Source organism: Mesobacillus boroniphilus JCM 21738 (assembly GCF_000517385.1).
GTDB classification, from domain to species: domain Bacteria; phylum Bacillota; class Bacilli; order Bacillales; family Cytobacillaceae; genus Mesobacillus; species Mesobacillus boroniphilus.
The window spans coordinates 1-17,777 of sequence record NZ_BAUW01000080.1; the positions used below are offsets into that span (position 1 = coordinate 1).

At 43.2% G+C, this 17,777-nt stretch carries 18 protein-coding genes and 1 pseudogene; 16 read left to right on the forward strand and 3 right to left on the reverse strand.

The window, feature by feature from the left end; genetic code table 11:
• The first annotated feature begins 308 nt into the window (after positions 1–308).
• Positions 309–1,520 (forward strand): methionine gamma-lyase, encoded by a 1,212-nt coding sequence (gene megL / locus JCM21738_RS17230; protein WP_023626969.1) that lies wholly within the window; start codon positions 309–311, stop codon positions 1,518–1,520.
• Between the two features lie 46 nt (positions 1,521–1,566).
• Here the strand turns inward: megL and JCM21738_RS17235 are convergent, their stop codons facing one another.
• On the reverse strand, positions 1,567–2,049 hold the full coding sequence (locus JCM21738_RS17235; RefSeq protein ID WP_023626970.1) for a free L-methionine (R)-S-oxide reductase MsrC: 483 nt from the start codon (positions 2,047–2,049) through the stop codon (positions 1,567–1,569).
• A gap of 153 nt (positions 2,050–2,202) precedes the next feature.
• Here JCM21738_RS17235 and refZ point away from each other — a divergent pair, with 153 nt between their 5' ends.
• The gene (refZ, locus tag JCM21738_RS27500; protein ID WP_369385773.1) at positions 2,203–2,604 is read left to right on the forward strand and encodes a forespore capture DNA-binding protein RefZ; all 402 of its coding nucleotides are present in this window, start codon (positions 2,203–2,205) and stop codon (positions 2,602–2,604) included.
• Between the two features lie 166 nt (positions 2,605–2,770).
• Here refZ and hisJ read toward each other — a convergent pair whose 3' ends face one another.
• On the reverse strand, positions 2,771–3,661 hold the full coding sequence (gene hisJ, locus JCM21738_RS17245) for a histidinol-phosphatase HisJ (protein WP_081742153.1): 891 nt from the start codon (positions 3,659–3,661) through the stop codon (positions 2,771–2,773).
• Between the two features lie 304 nt (positions 3,662–3,965).
• Here hisJ and ezrA point away from each other — a divergent pair, with 304 nt between their 5' ends.
• From ezrA to rarD, 7 genes are all read left to right on the forward strand, one after another.
• Complete coding sequence (gene ezrA / locus JCM21738_RS17250; RefSeq protein WP_369385774.1) at positions 3,966–5,555, forward strand: septation ring formation regulator EzrA; 1,590 nt, start codon at positions 3,966–3,968, stop codon at positions 5,553–5,555.
• A gap of 299 nt (positions 5,556–5,854) precedes the next feature.
• Positions 5,855–7,000 (forward strand): cysteine desulfurase family protein, encoded by a 1,146-nt coding sequence (locus JCM21738_RS17255; RefSeq protein ID WP_023626974.1) that lies wholly within the window; start codon positions 5,855–5,857, stop codon positions 6,998–7,000.
• Positions 6,997–8,205, forward strand: a complete 1,209-nt coding sequence (gene thiI, locus JCM21738_RS17260) for a tRNA uracil 4-sulfurtransferase ThiI (protein WP_023626975.1) — start codon at positions 6,997–6,999, stop codon at positions 8,203–8,205. The genes JCM21738_RS17255 and thiI overlap by 4 nt, the downstream gene beginning before the upstream one ends.
• Before the next feature lie 91 nt (positions 8,206–8,296).
• Positions 8,297–8,503, forward strand: a complete 207-nt coding sequence (locus JCM21738_RS17265) for an alpha/beta-type small acid-soluble spore protein (RefSeq protein WP_023626976.1) — start codon at positions 8,297–8,299, stop codon at positions 8,501–8,503.
• A gap of 198 nt (positions 8,504–8,701) precedes the next feature.
• Positions 8,702–10,282 carry an acyl-CoA synthetase MbcS gene (gene mbcS / locus JCM21738_RS17270; RefSeq protein WP_023626977.1) on the forward strand — a complete coding sequence of 527 codons (1,581 nt, stop codon included), beginning with the start codon at positions 8,702–8,704 and terminating at the stop codon, positions 10,280–10,282.
• Between the two features lie 124 nt (positions 10,283–10,406).
• Complete coding sequence (locus JCM21738_RS17275) at positions 10,407–10,721, forward strand: iron-sulfur cluster biosynthesis family protein (RefSeq protein WP_023626978.1); 315 nt, start codon at positions 10,407–10,409, stop codon at positions 10,719–10,721.
• Between the two features lie 150 nt (positions 10,722–10,871).
• A complete protein-coding gene (gene rarD, locus JCM21738_RS17280) occupies positions 10,872–11,807 on the forward strand; it encodes an EamA family transporter RarD (protein ID WP_023626979.1) in 936 nt (311 codons plus the stop codon).
• Positions 11,808–11,841: 34 nt separating this feature from the next.
• Here the strand turns inward: rarD and JCM21738_RS17285 are convergent, their stop codons facing one another.
• Positions 11,842–12,642 (reverse strand): NAD kinase, encoded by an 801-nt coding sequence (locus tag JCM21738_RS17285; protein ID WP_023626980.1) that lies wholly within the window; start codon positions 12,640–12,642, stop codon positions 11,842–11,844.
• A 142-nt stretch (positions 12,643–12,784) separates the two neighbouring features.
• Between JCM21738_RS17285 and sppA the strand changes: the two genes are divergently transcribed.
• From sppA to JCM21738_RS26125, 7 genes and pseudogenes are all read left to right on the forward strand, one after another.
• The gene (gene sppA, locus JCM21738_RS17290; protein ID WP_023626981.1) at positions 12,785–13,795 is read left to right on the forward strand and encodes a signal peptide peptidase SppA; all 1,011 of its coding nucleotides are present in this window, start codon (positions 12,785–12,787) and stop codon (positions 13,793–13,795) included.
• Positions 13,796–13,955: 160 nt separating this feature from the next.
• The gene (locus tag JCM21738_RS17295) at positions 13,956–14,444 is read left to right on the forward strand and encodes an RDD family protein (protein ID WP_439646010.1); all 489 of its coding nucleotides are present in this window, start codon (positions 13,956–13,958) and stop codon (positions 14,442–14,444) included.
• A 74-nt stretch (positions 14,445–14,518) separates the two neighbouring features.
• On the forward strand, positions 14,519–14,875 hold the full coding sequence (locus tag JCM21738_RS26115; protein WP_243463058.1) for a hypothetical protein: 357 nt from the start codon (positions 14,519–14,521) through the stop codon (positions 14,873–14,875).
• 35 nt (positions 14,876–14,910) lie between these two features.
• The gene (locus JCM21738_RS26120) at positions 14,911–15,213 is read left to right on the forward strand and encodes a DUF2953 domain-containing protein (RefSeq protein WP_243463059.1); all 303 of its coding nucleotides are present in this window, start codon (positions 14,911–14,913) and stop codon (positions 15,211–15,213) included.
• A gap of 18 nt (positions 15,214–15,231) precedes the next feature.
• Positions 15,232–15,744, forward strand: coding sequence for a GerW family sporulation protein (gene ytfJ, locus JCM21738_RS17305; protein WP_023626984.1), 513 nt, complete (start codon positions 15,232–15,234; stop codon positions 15,742–15,744).
• Positions 15,745–15,927: 183 nt separating this feature from the next.
• Positions 15,928–16,428: a thiol peroxidase gene (gene tpx, locus JCM21738_RS17310; RefSeq protein ID WP_023626985.1), complete on the forward strand. Its 501-nt coding sequence runs from the start codon at positions 15,928–15,930 to the stop codon at positions 16,426–16,428.
• Positions 16,429–16,743: 315 nt separating this feature from the next.
• Positions 16,744–17,672, forward strand: a pseudogene (locus JCM21738_RS26125) (class I SAM-dependent methyltransferase).
• Positions 17,673–17,777: the final 105 nt, after the last annotated feature.

The following is a 17,777-nucleotide window of genomic DNA, read 5'->3' on the forward strand; positions in this document are numbered from 1 at the left end:
AAACTTCAATTCCGCCGGCAGAAGCAAAAAGCGCTTCTTTGTCGGAGTCTCCAGTTTCTGCGTTTCTGGACAGTCGGCTATACTTTTCGATTTCGGTCCGCCCGATGAAGTCAAAGAGCGACTTCACCGGTCGTCCCTCCAGCGCTTGTCGGGGCTGAGCGAGGCGCTTGCGCTTTTTGTTCATTTAACAAACCGCAGTACTTTTTAAGTTGGTGTGAATGAAATTACTTTCCATATCAGGGTAAATGTCATATCCTGATTATGGGGGTGAATTGTAAGCGTTTACAGAATATATAGGAGGAATCGTAATGGGAGAGAAAAGATTCGAAACAAAAGTTATCCATTCTGGATATAAGTCGGACGAATTCAGGGGAAGCCTTGCGCCTCCGTTATTTCAAACAAGTACGTTCACTTTCGATACAGCTGAACAGGGTGAAAGGCGCTTTGCCGGAGAAGAGGAAGGATTCATTTATTCACGTCTTGGAAACCCAACAGTTGCAATGCTTGAGGAGCGGATGGCAACGATCGAAAAAGGGGAAAAAGCCTTGGCGTTTGGATCGGGGATGGCTGCTGTCTCTGCGATATTAGTAGCACTGACACGCACTGGCGACCATATTCTGTGCTCACAGGGCGTGTATGGCTGTACGTTCGGACTTCTGCAGCTCATGAAAGAAAAATATGCGATCAACCATGACTTTTCAATGATGTCAACGAGAGAAGAAGTATTGGCTGCTATTACCCATGAGACAAGAGTCATCTATATCGAAACGCCGATCAACCCGACAATGAGACTGGTTGATCTGGAAATGGTCGCGGACGTCGCGAAGGAAAAAGGGATTCCGGTAGTTGTTGATAATACATTCAGCTCGCCGTATCTCCAGAATCCGCTCGAGCTAGGCTGTGATTTCGTCATTCACAGCGCAACGAAGTATATTTGCGGACATGGTGATGTCATCGCTGGCGTAGCAGTGGGGCCGAAGGAGATCATGACTAAAATATCGATGACAACACAAAAGGACATTGGCGGTGTAATTTCACCATTTGATGCATGGTTATTGCTTCGTGGTTTGAAAACATTGCCGGTAAGGATGGATCGCCATTGTGACAATGCGGAAAAATTGGCAGCGTATCTTTCTGATCATCCTGCAGTCGAAGAAGTCATTTTCCCCGGCGACCCTAAGCATCCTGATTATGCAATTGCCAAAAAGCAAATGCGCAAGCCGGGCGGCCTTATTTCCTTCAACATCAAAGGAGGCCAAAAAGAAGCGCAGGCATTCATCAATAAGTTGAAGCTCATAAAAATAGCAGTCAGCTTGGGCGATGCGGAAACACTGATCCAGCACCCGGCCACAATGACTCATGCTGTAGTGCCAAAAGAAGCAAGAGAAAAAATGGGTATAAAAGACAACATGCTCCGGCTTTCAGTAGGTTTGGAAGCGTGGGAGGATATCAGAGATGACCTTGAAGCAGCATTCGAAGCTGTCAGGAAAGAAAGCACTATGGAGACAGGATCAATTTAAGATTTATATTACAAAACCCTCCCGAAAAAGGGAGGGTTTATCAATGTCATTTTATATATTGCCCAAGCATGTCAACAAATTCCTCGAGCTTTTGCTGGTCTAATTCGTCAAAGCGATTTTTTTCCGGTGAATCAATATCAAGAACTCCGATGACTTGGCCGTCTATGAGCATCGGGACAACAATTTCCGATTGTGACGCGGCATCACATGCGATGTGGCCCGGGAAGGCATGGACTTCATCAACCCTTAATGTTTCCTGCTTTGATGCGGCTGTACCACAAACTCCTTTGCCGAGCGGGATTCTTACACAGGCAGGAAGTCCCTGGAATGGTCCGAGGACAAGCTCGCCATCTTCCATCAGGTAAAAGCCGACCCAATTGACGCGGTCGAGAAATTGGTTCAATAAAGCTGAGGCGTTGCTAAAATTCGCAATCGCATTCTTTTCATCTTCCACCAATGCTTTTAGTTGTTTTATCAATAAATCGTAATTTTTTTCACGGCTGTCGCTGTACGTTTCGACTTTAAACACAGTTTTTCCCCCTCATTCTTGAAGTTTTAATCTACATTGTATCAAAAATCAGCGAAACAATGGAGACTTTGTCGAGCTTTTTATAAAGGAAATTTAAATGATTTCCAGAAAGGTAAACAGTAAGGTTAATTACGGAAAGTGAGGGGGGGAGAAATGAGAAAGAATTCAAAAGCTGCGATTATTGATGCGGCCATCTACTTATTCAATACGAAAGGGTTCAATGGGACATCTGTAAGGGATATTGCGGCAAAGGCAGACGTGAATGCAGCGAATATCTCATACTATTTCCGGAATAAGAATGGACTCCTCGAAAATTGTTTTACCGCTTTTTTTGAAAGCTATCTTGAAGAATTGGAAAAGGGCTTTACGTTATTGGAGTGCGGTGCGGAGAGCTGCCTGAAGGCGATGGTTGACAATGTATTGAGGTACCAGTGTCAAAACATTCAATTGACAAGGTTTATTTTAAGAGAGATGACAATAGACTCCCAGGTTGTCAGGGAAATTATGTCCACATACCATGTAAAAGAACGCTATATGTTTAAAAAAGGTTCTTGAAGCTGGTATGGCGAATGGGGAATTTAAAAAGCATTCTAGCCAGTTCAGCATACTTCAGTTAAAAGGGCTGCTGTCGATGCCGTTTTTGAATACCCATTATGTGACGGAGGTCCTGCATGTGCAGCCTCATGAAAAATACTTTGCCGATATGCTTAGCTATGAGATTTCACAATGGATCAAAGGAACGCTTTGTACCGGTCATCAAGTGGAGCAGAAAATGTTGATCAATATATAGGAAACCGGTAAAGCTGCCGGTTTCCTTATTTTTTACAAGCATTATATCAAGTCCCTGTCCAAGCTCCTTAGCCTGGTGCGCATCTGATCCGTAGATGAGTCTGATGCCACGCTTTTTGGCTTCGCTAATTACCCAGTCTGGAGGATATGGCTCTCGGCATAGAGGTTTTGCTGTTCCCGCCCCGTTATAATCTAACTCATAGCCCTGCTTCGCAACATTCTCCAGTATTTCAATGATTTCTTCAGTACATTCCAGCTCGACAGGGTATTTTAAGCGGAATTTATTCGCCAGGGTAATATGCCCGATTCTTTTTGGTTTATATGGACCCAGGTCAGCAAGAATGGATTTCAATACAGTTTGATAGTAATGGCGATGGACCTTTTCCACAGAACCGTATGCTTCCACCATTTCTCCAAAACGTTCTGGACTGTAATCCAGGCAATCATATGCTCCAGACTCATTTTTCAAAAAATGCACGGATAGAACGGCGTCGTCGAGACGAGGACCGAACTCGTTAAGGAAATTGGCAGTCTGTATCTCATATCCTTCGATAAAATCAATCTCGAAACCAGAATTGATTTTAATTTTGCCGTGGTACTTTACCTTCGCTTCTTCGATAGCTTCAAAGTATGGCTCCAAATCCTCATAACTCATTGCGCTATCCTTCATTGGAGTAGGATCTATGAATCCTTCCGGTAGAGGGGCGTGCTCAGCAAACGTGATTTCTGTATATTCAAGCTCAAGGGCTCTCTTGACGTAATCTTCAATATGATCTTTAGTGCCATGCGGGCAAAAAGATGTATGTACGTGCCCATCCTTCATGATTTCAGGCCTCCTAAAGTAATGTTTTATGCAAGATTTCAAGTTAAATCGGCTTAATTCGGATAATTTCAACAAAAAATATGAATTTAATAGTCAAAAATTGTCGGTTACATGGTAATATAAATACATTATACACGCATTTATAAATTCATTTTATATAGAAGGATTCAGAACTTGGAATTTGTGAGGCCAGGGGGATAACAATGGAGTACATAATCGGCGGAATAGCTATATTGATAATTCTTTTTTTAATCGGATATTTTATGAAACGGAAGTATTACAGTGAGGTCGACCGGTATGAGTCATGGAAAATCGATATCATGAACGGCCGGTGCTGGATGAAATGTCAAAAGTAAAACAGCTGAACATGACGGGCCAGACAGAGGAGCTTTTCGAGCGCTGGCGCCAGGAATGGGATGAACTTGTTACGTCCAAGCTGCCAGGCATCGAAGATTATTTGTTCGATGCGGAGGAGTACATTGACAAATACAGATTCAAAAAGGCGAAGGAGTCTCTTGCCGTCATTGATCGCAAGCTCACTGAAACAGAGGATAAGATTAAAAAAATTCTCGGTGAATTGAATGAACTTGTTGGAAGCGAAGAGAAAAACCGGGAAGAAATCGATGGCCTGAAGGAGCAATACAGGGAAAATAAGAAAAATCTTCTGTCACACCGCCACAGCTTTGGCAGTGCAGAGGCTAGTCTCGAAACAATGCTTGAAAACATCCAGGCAAAATTCATCGAGTTTGATGAGAAGACGGATAATGGCAATTACCTTGAAGCAAGGGAAACTGTGTTATCCATCCAGGCAATGCTTGAACAGGTATACAGCAAGATGGAATCCATTCCAGCGCTGCTGCATGATTGCCAGTCGGTCATTCCTGCCCAAGTCAGTGACCTGAAGGACGGAGTCAGGGAGATGGCTGCACAGGGATATGTACTTGACCATCTGAACGCAGAAAAAGAGGTCGAGGAAATCGGAAAGCAATTGACTGAATATCTGGCGTCCCTGGAAAAGGGCGATGTTGAAATCGCTGAAGAGGGCATTCAGGGGTTAAAGGAACGTGTTGAGAAGTTATTCGATCTCCTAGAAGCTGAGGTCCTGGCTAAACAATACATTTCGAAGACTGAACACGAGGCAAAAGAAACACTTGTAAAAGCAATAGCAGAGAGCAAGACGTTGAAAGAAGAGACAAAGCATATCCAGGAGAGCTATCACCTGAATGATAAAGAGTTGTCGGCGCAAACGAATGTAGAACAACAGCTCAAAGGCCTGCTTAAGCGCTTTGAGTTAATCGATCACCGAATTACTGAAAACGACACAGCGCAAAGTTTGATAATGTTGGAGCTTGAAGAAGCAAAGCAGCAGCTTGATTCGCTTGTTGAAGAGCAAAAAGTATTGATGGAAAAGTTGAGTGCCTTAAGAAAGGATGAAATGGCGGCTAGGGATAAAGTATGTGATCTGTCGAAAAAGATTTCCGAGCTGATCCGTATCGTCTCCAAAAGCAATATGCCTGGTATGTCACAGGAATACAAATACCTTCTTGAAGATGCCAATGAGAGCATCAAACAGGTCAATGAAAAGCTCGAGGAAAAGCCACTTGATATTCCTGTTGTCCAACAGTATTTGGAAATCGCTGTGCTGACGGTTGAAAAACTTGAAGCATCGACTGAAGAGATCGTCGAGACAGTAATGCTGGCTGAGCGAGTCATTCAATATGGCAACAGGTACCGCAGCCGTTATCCTTCGGTTGACCGGGGACTCCGTGAAGCAGAAGAGTATTTCCGGAATTACGATTATCGCGATGCACTTGAACAGGCGGCTACTTCGATTGAGGAAGTAGATCCTGGTGCCCTGAAGAGAATTGAGCAAATGTTAGCTGAAAAAGAGTGATGAAAACTTGGGTCTCCGTCATGGAGACCTGTTTTTTGCTGGATAAAACAGTAAAAATTTATCCACTTAGATTAGTGTCTAGCTCCAGCGCCTAGCCCCTCGAGTCACTTCGGTCCTGCCAATGAAGTCAAAGAACGACTTCACTGTCAGGCCCTCCAGTGCTTGTCGGGGCTGACCAAGGCGCTTGCGCTTTTCAATCTTCCGGGCATACTATATAATGTCAATTCTGATTATTTTCAATGATTACTTCTTATGATAAGATTTCAAGTTGGCATATACGATTGAACAAGGGGGATACGATGATTTACTTAGACAACAGCGCAACAACTAAACCCTATAAGGAAGTATTGGATTCATTTTTAAAAGTCTCAGAAGATTTTTTCGGAAATCCTTCATCACTTCATAAAATCGGTGGGCAGGCAGAGAAGCTGCTTCAGCAGGCGCGTTCCCAGGTCGGCAAGCTGCTGAATGTAAAAGAAACGGAAATCCTGTTCACATCCGGAGGAACGGAAAGCAATAATCTTGCGGTAAAAGGAATCGCGATGGCGCACCGGGAAAGAGGCAGGCATATCATTACCACAAGCATTGAACATGCTTCAATCCATAATGCCATGGTACAGTTAGAATCGCTTGGCTTTGAGATAACGTATGTAAAACCCGATGGTAATGGCTTTATCAGCGCTGATTCGATCGGGAGAGAAATGCGTGATGTTACCATCCTCGTGTCTGTAATCCATGTCAATAATGAAGTCGGCACGATTCAGCCTATAGAGGAAATTGGAAGCTTGCTTAAAAAGTACCCAAAAGCATTTTTTCATGTTGATTTTGTTCAGGGAGTTGGAAAGGTGCCATTGGACTTTTACGAAGCCGGAATCCATTTGTCTACCATATCGGGGCATAAATTCCATGGGGTGAAAGGGACAGGTGCGTTGTTTATAAAAGAAGGCGTCCGTTTGTCTCCTCTATTCTCCGGCGGGAACCAGGAATGGAAGCAGCGAAGCGGAACAGAGAATGTAGCAGGCATGGTTGCAATGGCAAAAGCACTAAGGATGACATTTGAACAGAGAAAAGAAAAACTGAATCAAATGGAAGCTGCGATGGAAAGATTAAGAAGTGGTATTAGCCAAATCAAGGAAATCACTGTTCACACGCCAATGGAGAATCGTGCACCCCACATCTTGAACTTTTCAATCAAGGGACTGAAGGCAGAAACCTTTGTACATGCGTTAGAAGAAAAAGATATTTATGTATCGACAACTAGCGCCTGTTCTTCCAAAAAGAAAGCTGCTAGCAAGACTTTGCTGGCAATGGGAGTGCCGCGAGATGAAGCGGAAAGCGCGATCAGGGTCAGCCTGACATACAGCAATACAATAGAAGAAGCTGAGCTGGCAGCAAAGGCAATTGCTGAGACAGTAAAACATTTAAGCGAGGTAGTAAAGAAATGATGTATGACCGCATTTTGGTTCGGTATGGAGAAATATCGACTAAAGGAAGAAACAGGAATAAATTCATTGATCGACTTAGAAAAAATATTAAAAGAGCATTAAGCAACTATCCGAATATAGCCATCAAGGCAGAACGCGACCGCATGTTCATCCTTCTTAATGGTGAGGATAGCTACGGAATTGCAGAGAAGTTGAAAGAAATATTCGGGATTCAATCCTTCAGCCCGGCTGTTAAAGTTGAAAAGGATCTCGAAAAAATGAAAGATGCTGCACTGGAACTTTTCAGGAAGATTCATAAGCCTGGCCAGACTTTTAAAATCACTGCTAAACGCTCGGACAAGACATTTGAATTGGATACAAACGGGATCAATTCGGAATTCGGAGGCCATATTTTAAGGAATGTTGATGACTTGAAAGTGGACGTCCGCAACCCTGATATAAACCTCCAGATTGAAATCAGGAAAGAAGCTGCCTATATTTCGGCAGAAACGATAAAAGGTGCCGGCGGACTCCCTGCTGCCTCCGCGGGCAAAGGGATGCTGATGCTTTCCGGGGGAATCGACAGTCCTGTAGCAGGTTACCTTTCAATGAAAAGGGGGCTAGAGGTGGAAGGCGTCCATTTCTTCAGTCCGCCATTTACAAGTGAGCGAGCGAAACAAAAGGTTATCGATCTTTCAGAAAAACTTGCTGAGGTAAATGGGCATTTCGCACTTCATATTGTGCCGTTCACTGAAATCCAGCAGGCCATCCACAAACAAATACCTGAAAACTATACGATGACAACGACAAGGAGACTCATGCTCCGCATTACGGACGCCATCAGGGAAAAACAAGGCGGCCTTGCGATCATCACTGGTGAAAGTCTTGGGCAAGTAGCAAGCCAAACGCTTGAAAGTATGTATGCGATCAATGAAGTAACTTCTACACCAATCATCAGACCTTTGATTACAATGGACAAACTTCAGATCATGGATATTGCTCATGATATCGATACCCATGATATATCGATTCGTCCATATGAGGATTGCTGTACGGTTTTTGTTCCTTCATCACCGAAAACTAAGCCAAAGCTCGATAAGGTTCAAAACTTTGAAAGCTTCTTTGACTTCGAGGAATTGATTCAAAAAGCCGTCGAAGGAACTGAGCGTATGGTTCTCAAACCGGCTTCGGAACGAAAAGATGATTCAACGGATGATCTATTTTAAATTATGATGAATTTGTGAACAATTACCAATTAAAGTTTTGAATTAAGCCATGTGTTTTTACACACTCTATACTCACAAGGAGGTGAAACACATGGCAAACAACAACAGCTCAAATCAACTTCTAGTACCTGGAGTATCACAAGCTCTTGACCAAATGAAGTACGAAATCGCTTCTGAATTTGGTGTACAGCTAGGCGGAGAAACTACTTCTCGCGCTAACGGTTCTGTAGGTGGAGAGATCACTAAACGTTTGGTTCAAATGGCTGAACAACAACTTGGTGGCGGATTCTCTCGCTAATTTAAAAAATTAATAATATGGCTACAAGGAGCGGGCAGATGCCTCGCTCTTTTTATGCATAAATCATTATATTGAAAAAGTGTTATCATATAATTTTAAATTTTTAAATAATTTTGTATAATAGGAATTGGGGATATAAAAGGCGAGTAGTCACATCAGCGACACCAGCCTTAACAAAACAATATGAGGGGGAAGAGTATGAACAGGGAACAATTGATTGCACCACAAAAGTATAATCTTGTATCTGAAATGGAGCGCTTCGCTCAGGATCAGGAAAGAAAAGCGATTGTCTGGGAAGATGAAGCAGGCAGCACGAAAGAGATTACATACCGTGAACTTCTAAATAATGCGAATAAGATTGGAAACGTTTTCTTGAAACATGGCTTGCAGCAGGGTGATGTAGTACTCGTCGTTGTACCGAGATTGATTGAGGCATATCAGGTTTATATTGCATCCTTGAAAATGGGGTTAGTTGTCATCCCTAGTTCGGAAATGCTAAGAACGAAGGATTTTCAATACAGAATCAACCATGGCGACGTAAAAGCGATTGTCAGCTATGCTCCTTTTACTGAGGAATTCGCAGGAATCGAGGAAGCGGATAATCTGCCTAAGTTCGTTATTGGAGACGAGAAAGATGGCTGGGTCCATCTTGATGCCGAAATGGCAAATGCTTCAGCTGATCTTTCTCTCGCGGCTACTGAACGGGATGATATGGCATTTCTTAGCTATACTTCCGGAACGACTGGCAATCCAAAAGGGGTTGTCCATACGCATGGATGGGCATATGCGCATCTTCGCACAGCAGCGACAAACTGGCTTGGCATTGAAGATGGAGACACTGTCTGGGCCACAGCAGGTCCCGGCTGGCAAAAGTGGATCTGGAGCCCGTTTTTATCCGTTATGGGAACCGGTGCAACTGGCCTGGTTTACCAGGGAAAATTCGAGCCGCAAAAGTATTTATCACTTTTACAAAAATACAATGTGAATGTCCTTTGCTGCACCCCAACAGAATATCGTCTGATGGCGAAGGTAGAAAACTTAAGTGATTTTAACCTTCCAGGACTCCACAGTGCGGTTTCAGCGGGAGAACCGCTTAACCGTGAAGTAATCGATACATTTAAAAAGCATTTCAATGTTGAGGTGCGTGACGGTTATGGACAGACAGAAAACACATTGCTTGTCGGCGTAACAAAAGGCATGGAACTGAGACCGGGATCGATGGGCAAGCCAACGCCTGGAAACACTGTCGAGATAATAAATGAAAATGGTGAGCCTTGCGCTCCAGGAGAAGTTGGGGACATTGCTGTCCATGTTGAGACACCTGCGTTGTTCAAAAACTATTACAAGGATCCGGAGCGGACAGCGATGCAGTTCCGTGGCGATTATTACGTAACAGGTGACAAAGCAAGCAAAGATGAAGAAGGCTATTTCTGGTTTGAGGGGCGCGGCGACGACATAATCATAAGCTCCGGATATACGATCGGGCCTTTCGAAGTTGAGGATGCATTGGTAAAGCATCCTTATGTAAAAGAATGTGCCGTAGTCGCATCACCGGACGAAATCCGCGGACATATCGTCAAAGCATTTGTTGTCCTGCGTGACGGCGTAAGTTCTGAACAGGAAAACCTTGTGGCTGAGCTGCAGCAGCATGTGAAAGGATTGACGGCACCATATAAATATCCGAGAAAAATAGAGTTCCTTGAAGAACTGCCAAAAACAACTTCCGGTAAAATCCGCCGCATCGAGTTGCGGAAGAAGGAATTGGAAGGCGCAAAGTAAATAATATAGCACCTGAGGCAGGCCAATATGGTCTGCCTCTTAGTTTTGGTTTTCATTGGTTGAAGCAGACAATGCGTTGAGTATGAAATCTTGGGTATATTTAATATAGAAGGGGTGATTATTTATGAAAATCAAAATTAGAGAGGCTGCATTGGAAGAGTTAAACAAGGTCCAATTCGGAGATGGAGAAGGAATAAGAATTTTAGCAGAGTTTGTAGGGACATGTTCGATCGCAACGGACATCCAATTGCAAATCGAAAAAAAACAGGCTGATGATGAAGTGATAACAGAAAGCGGTGTTAACTTTTTCGTACCAGAAAAATCGCTGGAATCCCTACCAAGTAAAATATTCTTGGATTTTAAGCCTGGTTTCGGCTATAAAATATCCTCTGCCGAAGAGACATTTGGCTATAACTTCAAGTTAAAAAACAAGAAATGAAAAATAACCCGGTCAGGGTTATTTTCATTATGGGATTAACCAGTGTGCATAAAATGTCTGTTATTGGTCCGAAAAAAAGATTGTCAGTCAGCAGCGTTCCCATTTATAATGATATTATTTCGAGTCTAGAAAGATTAGGGGGCTGTTCGGATGGAAAAAAGGACCGAACAACAAGCTGGTGTCCTATACGCAGCTTTTTCTTATATATTATGGGGATTCCTGCCCGTTTATTGGAAGCTTTTAGATCATGTAAATGCTGATGAAATCCTGGCTAATCGTGTATTCTGGTCGTTTTTCTTCATCGCCATTATTCTGGTACTTAATAAGAAATGGAGACTTTTCACAGGGACACTGCTCGGGTTGGCGCAAAACAAAAAGCAATTAGCCACCCTGGCTGTGGCATCAATGCTAATCAGCATTAACTGGTTCATGTACATCTGGGCTGTGAATACAGACCAGATGATCGAAGCAAGCCTCGGCTATTATATCAACCCGCTTGTAAGTGTCCTTCTTGGAATGGTATTCCTGAAGGAACGTCTATCCTTGCTGCAATTTATATCGTTTGCGCTCGCAGCAATTGGTGTATTGATTATGACGATATCATACGGACAATTTCCGTGGATTGCTCTATCACTCGCCATTTCCTTTGGCCTGTACGGATTGGCGAAGAAAATGATCAAGGTAGATTCTGCTGTCGGGCTTGCGCTCGAAACATTGGTCGTTATGCCGCTCGCAGCCATCTATATTGGCTACCTCATGAATCAGGGAACGAACTCACTGTTTTCTGGTACATTGTCGACTACGCTGCTGCTGGCAGGCGCTGGGGCGGCTACGGCAGTTCCATTGCTCTTTTTCGCCAAGGGTGCGCAAAGGATTCCGCTCGCAACCCTTGGGATCCTTCAATATATTGCACCAACATTGACGCTGTTCCTTGGAGTTTTCGTCTATCACGAAACATTCTCGTCAATCCACTTGCTTGCCTTCACCTTTATCTGGTCAGCATTGATCCTTTACTCTTTATCAAGGACAAAGCTGGCATCAGCGTTGACTGTTAAGTGGAAAAAAGAAAAAGGAATGCCGTTGTGAAAGAAGAGAGCTGCGGATTTCCGCAGCTCTCTTCTTATAAAAAGGTCCTCTTCACTTTTTCCCAGAAGGAGTTATCTTTCAGTTTTACAGTCTTAATAATTTTATTGCTTAGTTTCACATCGAATTTTTCGACATGCTGGATACTTAACGCTTCGTTATCCATTCCCATGATTGGATAATCATTTCCGTCCTGGGCAACCTTGAAGGTAAGCTTCCGGTCACCGCCAAGGATGAAGGATGAGCCGAGAGTGCGGTAATGGTTGTTATTCACTGATGCAAGCTCACTTACCTGCATGCAAGGCAGCAGCGGGTCGACAACTGCTCCATTGACCGACTTGTTATACGCTGTGCTTCCCGTAGGGGTAGCAACAATCATTCCGTCTCCGCGGAAGGTTTCAAAGTGCTTGTCGTCTATAAATACATCCATAACAAAAGCTTTGATGATCGCTGAACGGACGCTGAATTCATTCAAGCAGTCAAATGTCGTATCACCATCGATTGTTACCTCTATCGTCGGATAGCGCCTGACTTCGATTTGTGCATTTGTGATTGCTTCAATCATTTTATCTGTGTCCTCGAGATGGAAATCGCAATACATATTAAGGGAGCCTGTAACTGAAATGCCGGCATACAGGCAATCATCCCGGAAGCCGGTCTTTCTGACAGCCTGCAGGAAGGTACCGTCATCACCAACGCTAACGATAATATTTGCAGTGCGATAGTCGGTCACGATATTAAAATCATAACGCCGGGCCAGCTCATAAAGAGGTCTAACTTTTTCCAACATAGTTGTGTCGGGTGTATGGTGAAAATAAATATTACGGCGATCTGGCATATAAGTTCCTCCAAACAATTCGTATTTCTTCCATAATTTTACCCACTTTTGAAATCTTTTGCTAAAATAATGGTATTGACCTCAGTTTATCATTTTTACATAAGGTTTTGAAAGTACGAGAAACTTACAAGGGGGCTTCAAGATGAATGGTAAAAGATGGGCGGCATTGGGAATAGCCGTCGGATTATTCATTGCGTCAACAGTTATAAATCTTCTGTCCACAGTGGCATTCAGTGACGCGGAAAATGCTTTTAAGGACATGTTTGCGGTATCTGAAGAAATGTTTGCGGAAGAAATAATCGAAGAAGGTGACATGCTGAGCAAGATAGCGGTATTGTCCATCAATGGGGTAATTCAGGATACAGGAGATGCCGAATCATTTTTTGAAAGTCCGCTCTATAATCATAGATCATTCATGGAGCAGCTTGATTATGTTAAAGAAGCAGATGATGTTAAGGCTATTATTTTGCAGGTGAATTCACCTGGCGGCGGTGTCGTGGAAAGTGCGCAAATTCATGACAAAATCAAGGAAATCCAGAAGGAAACGAAAAAGCCAATTTATGTTTCGATGGGATCGATGGCCGCTTCTGGAGGTTATTATGTGTCTGCGCCTGCTGATAAAATTTTTGCCAGCCCTGAAACGCTTACAGGGTCCCTCGGTGTCATCATGCAGGGAGTTAATTATGCGGGTCTTGCCGAAAAGTATGGCGTTGAATTCACCACCATCAAAAGTGGGCCATACAAGGATATTATGAGCCCATCAAGGCCGATGACAGAGGATGAGCGCAAAATCCTCCAATCGATGATCAATAACTCATATGAGGGATTCGTTAAAGTCATTTCAGAAGGACGCGATATGTCTGTTGAACGGGTCAAGGAAATTGCGGATGGCCGGATATACGATGGACGTCAGGCAAAGCAGCTGATGTTAATCGACGGATTCGGTTATCTTGAGGATGTCATCGAGAATGTCAGGAAGGACGAAAAACTCGGTGATGCTACTGTCGTGAAATACACAGAAAGCATGGGATTTGGTTCGTTTTTCAGCATGGGAACACAAAAAATCATGGGGAAAGACGCAGAAATGGCTGGCTTAATGAAGTTATTGTCCCAGCCTAATTCTCCACGCCTAATGTATTTATATGCGGAATAAGGAGGGATAATATATGAATTCGGATGATTTTAAAGACCTGGACAATGTACCCTCTCAATCTGAACCAAAAAAAGTCATGGATGGGTCCGGAAACTCAGATGACAAGACGCATTTTCAGACTGAAACGGAACATCTAGTACCTCAGTCTGAATCTAGCAATATACAAGTACAAAGCAACCCACAGCCTGAGGTTTATGAACATGACAAAGCTGAACGCGAGAATCATATATATGCTGGTCTCTATGCGGGTTTCTGGACACGTTTTTGGGCGTATTTGCTTGACTTGATTGTAATTGGGAGCGTCACCAGGATGATCATAAATCCTGTGTTTCGGGCACTGGATGTACCGTTGACTGAAGATGGGATCCTTTCACCGATGGCCATCGCGACAGCTGTCGTCTTCTATTTATATTTTGTGTTAATGACAAAGTACTTCGGCCAGACCCTGGGGAAAATGGTCTTTGGCTTGAAAGTGGTAGAGCTTGACGGCAAGGCTCTTACGTGGGGAACCGTTATTTTCCGCGAGTGGATCGGCCGTTTCATTTCAGCGACCATCATCGTTTTGTATATCGTAGTTGCATTTACAAAAAAGAAACAGGGACTGCATGACCTATTTGCCGATACAACTGTCATATATGAACCACGATGAAATGAACCTGCTGAGGCAGGTTTATTTCTTTGCCTTTTTGTTGATAATAATAGGCTGAAAGGTTGTGGAGGACGATGAAATGGGTGCTGCTTGCCATACTGCTTCTCACTGTGATTGTACTTATAATCTTTTTTACGAAAGTTAAGATTTTTTTAGATTATTTCCACGGCAATGATAATGATCATTTTAACGTAACAATCAGAGCATGGGGCGGATTAATCAAGTTTAAAATAGAAGTTCCTGTGGTGAAAATCGATGATAATTCTCCGACAATCATCGCAGAGCAAAAAATTAAAACAGGTCCAGATGAAAGTATGAAACAACAAAAAACAACTCAGGTTGATAAAAATAATTTACTTGACAGCCTTCATGATTTCGAGCAGCTAATCACCCACGTCGCTGGTCTCCATAAAATCGTCCGGAATTTTTAAAAAAGGTTACGATTCGAAATATCGAATGGCACACTATGGTTGGAGTATCGGATGCAGCAGCCACAGGAGTGATCACAGGTGCCTTTTGGGCAGTCAAAGGCGGAGTGGTTGGGCTCCTAAGCAACTATATGAAAATGAAAGAAATGCCTGTCATGACGATTACACCCAACTTCCAGCACACTGTTTCGATTACTAGTTTTAAATGTATGATTCAAGTCAGAGTCGGGCATGCTATTTTAGCAGGAATAAAACTGGTTAAATATTGGAAAGGCGGCTGGCCAGAATTTAAATCAAAGCCACTATCCGCTCTTTCTGGTGATAATACTAATTCTGTCTAAAATAAGGAGGAAACAGGAATGTCCGACCATCCAATTCAAGGATTAATGACAACTGCCATGGAAAGCTTGAAAGAAATGATTGATGTTAACACAATCATTGGAGACCCCGTAGAAACACCGGATGGAAGTGTGATCCTGACAGTTTCAAAGGTAGGCTTCGGTTTTGCCGCTGGTGGAAGCGAATTTGTTTTGGAAAGTTCTAAAGGAGGATCCGGCGGATCTGGAGGTTCTGGTGGCTCAGGAGGACAGTCTGGAGGTGCCCAGCACCCATTTGGAGGAGGCAGCGGTGGCGGGGTATCAATCACGCCTATTGCTTTCTTGATCGTCAACTCTAAGGGTGTAAAAATGCTTCACCTTGATGAAAGCACACATTTGTACGAGAAGATACTTGATCTGGCTCCACAGGCCGTTGAAAAAATCCAGCAAATGATGTCAAAGAAAGACCAGAACAGCCAGGATGGCAGCCAGAACAAAAGCCAGGGTCAGTCTCAGTCTGATTACAACGGTCCGAAAACAGACCTGGATCTTTAAGCAGGTGAATTCACGGAGTAATGGGAAAACCAACAATTTAGCAGAAAGCTGCCTTTTCCAGCGGAAAGGCAGCTTAGCTATGTATGTTGATTCATGGTCTCCTTTTAGTAAAATAATTGCAAAAAAATTCTTTAAAAGATATATTAACACTGTACATATAATGGACAAGGAGGATGAGCAGGTATGGCATCTGTTACATTTAAGGGGAACCCAGTTACATTGCTAGGAAATGAAGTAAAGGTTGGAGACCAGGCACCAGATTTTAAAGTGCTTGCAAACGACCTTTCTGAAGTGACACTTCAAGATTCTAAAGGACAAGTACGTTTAATCAGTGTAGTACCTTCACTTGACACAGGAGTTTGCGATGCACAGACTCGCCGTTTCAATGAAGAATCTGCTACCCTTGATAACGTTAAGATTTTGACAGTCAGCGTGGATCTTCCTTTCGCGCAAAAGCGCTGGTGTGGTGCGGCTGGAATCGAAAATGTCCAGACATTGTCTGACCACCGCGAGCTTTCATTCGGAGAAGCTTACGGAGTAGCAATCAAAGAACTACGCCTGCTCGCTCGCGCAGTCTTTGTTGTTGATTCAAACGACAAAGTAACATACGCAGAGTATGTAAGCGAAGCAACAGATCACCCTAACTACGAAGCAGCAGTAGAGGCTGCAAAGCAAGCAAACTAATATACAACCAGGGAACAAGCCGCAGAAAAAAACTGCGGCTTGTTTTGCTTTGAGAGTAGGAATGTCTGAATTTCAACAATTTCATTATGCTCTATCGGACAAACTTGTAGCGGGAGACGAGGAAAAGTGTCCGATAGAAGGGCTCGATCAGACAAACAGAAGACGGAGAACTAGAAATGTGGCCCATAGATCTTACCAAAAAATCTCGCTCCAGTACTTGCGCATTTCTATTACCAGCCATATACCTTGTACACAGAGCAAAACACGGCTAAAATATATAAATATCTATTCAAATCAGGAGGAAGAAAAGTGAGTATGACTCCGGTCGAACAATTATTTACTGCATTCAATACAACTGCAGATATTTTAAAAGAAGAGTTATCATCTACATATTTGGAAGCGCTGGCTGAAAGTGGGGAAAACATGTTTCAGGGCACGGTGCTTCAAGACGAACTGAATGAAGTAACAACGAAAAGGCTTGATAAAGTATATAAGGAAATCAACCTTGATTCTTTTAGCAATGAGGAAATCCGCAAAGGCTTCCAGCTTGCAATTTTGAAGGGAATGAAGGAGCATACCCAGCCGAACCATCAAATGACCCCAGATTCTGTCGGCATGTTCATTGGCTACCTGGTCAATAAGTTTGTCGCCAAGAAGTCATTCAGGCTCCTTGACCCTGCGGTCGGAACTGGAAACCTTCTCGCTACAGTATTGAATCAGCAGACTGACAAGGAAATCGAATCTGTCGGTGTTGAAATTGATGACCTGTTGATCCGCCTGGCTTTCGTGAATGCCAATCTTCAGAAGCATCCGGTCGAGTTTTTTAATCAGGACAGCCTTGAACCATTGTTTGTCGATCCGGCAGATGCAGTGGTTTGTGACCTTCCAGTGGGCTACTATCCAAATGACCTTCGAGCGGAGCAATATGAAGTAAAAGCAAAAGAAGGCCATACATACTCTCATCACATGTTTATCGAGCAAAGTACGAAGCATGTGAAAGAAGGCGGGTATTTGTTCTTCATGATCCTAATGGCCTTTTTGAAAGTGAACAAGCCCCAATGCTCCATGAGTTCATTAAAAACCATCTGATTGTCCAGGGTGTTTTACAGCTTCCAGCTTCATTGTTCAAAAGCAAGCAGGCAGCTAAAAGTATCCTTATACTTCAGAAAAAAGGTGAAGAAGTGATAGCACCAAAACAGGCAATCCTTGCCGAGCTTCCAAAGCTATCGGACGCCCAGCTGTGAACAGGATGCTGCATAAAATCGATCAATGGTTCACTGAAAATAAAAATGTACAGCAATAGAACCGGCTACTTAACCGGTTCTTTTTTCGTTTAATAGGAAATTACA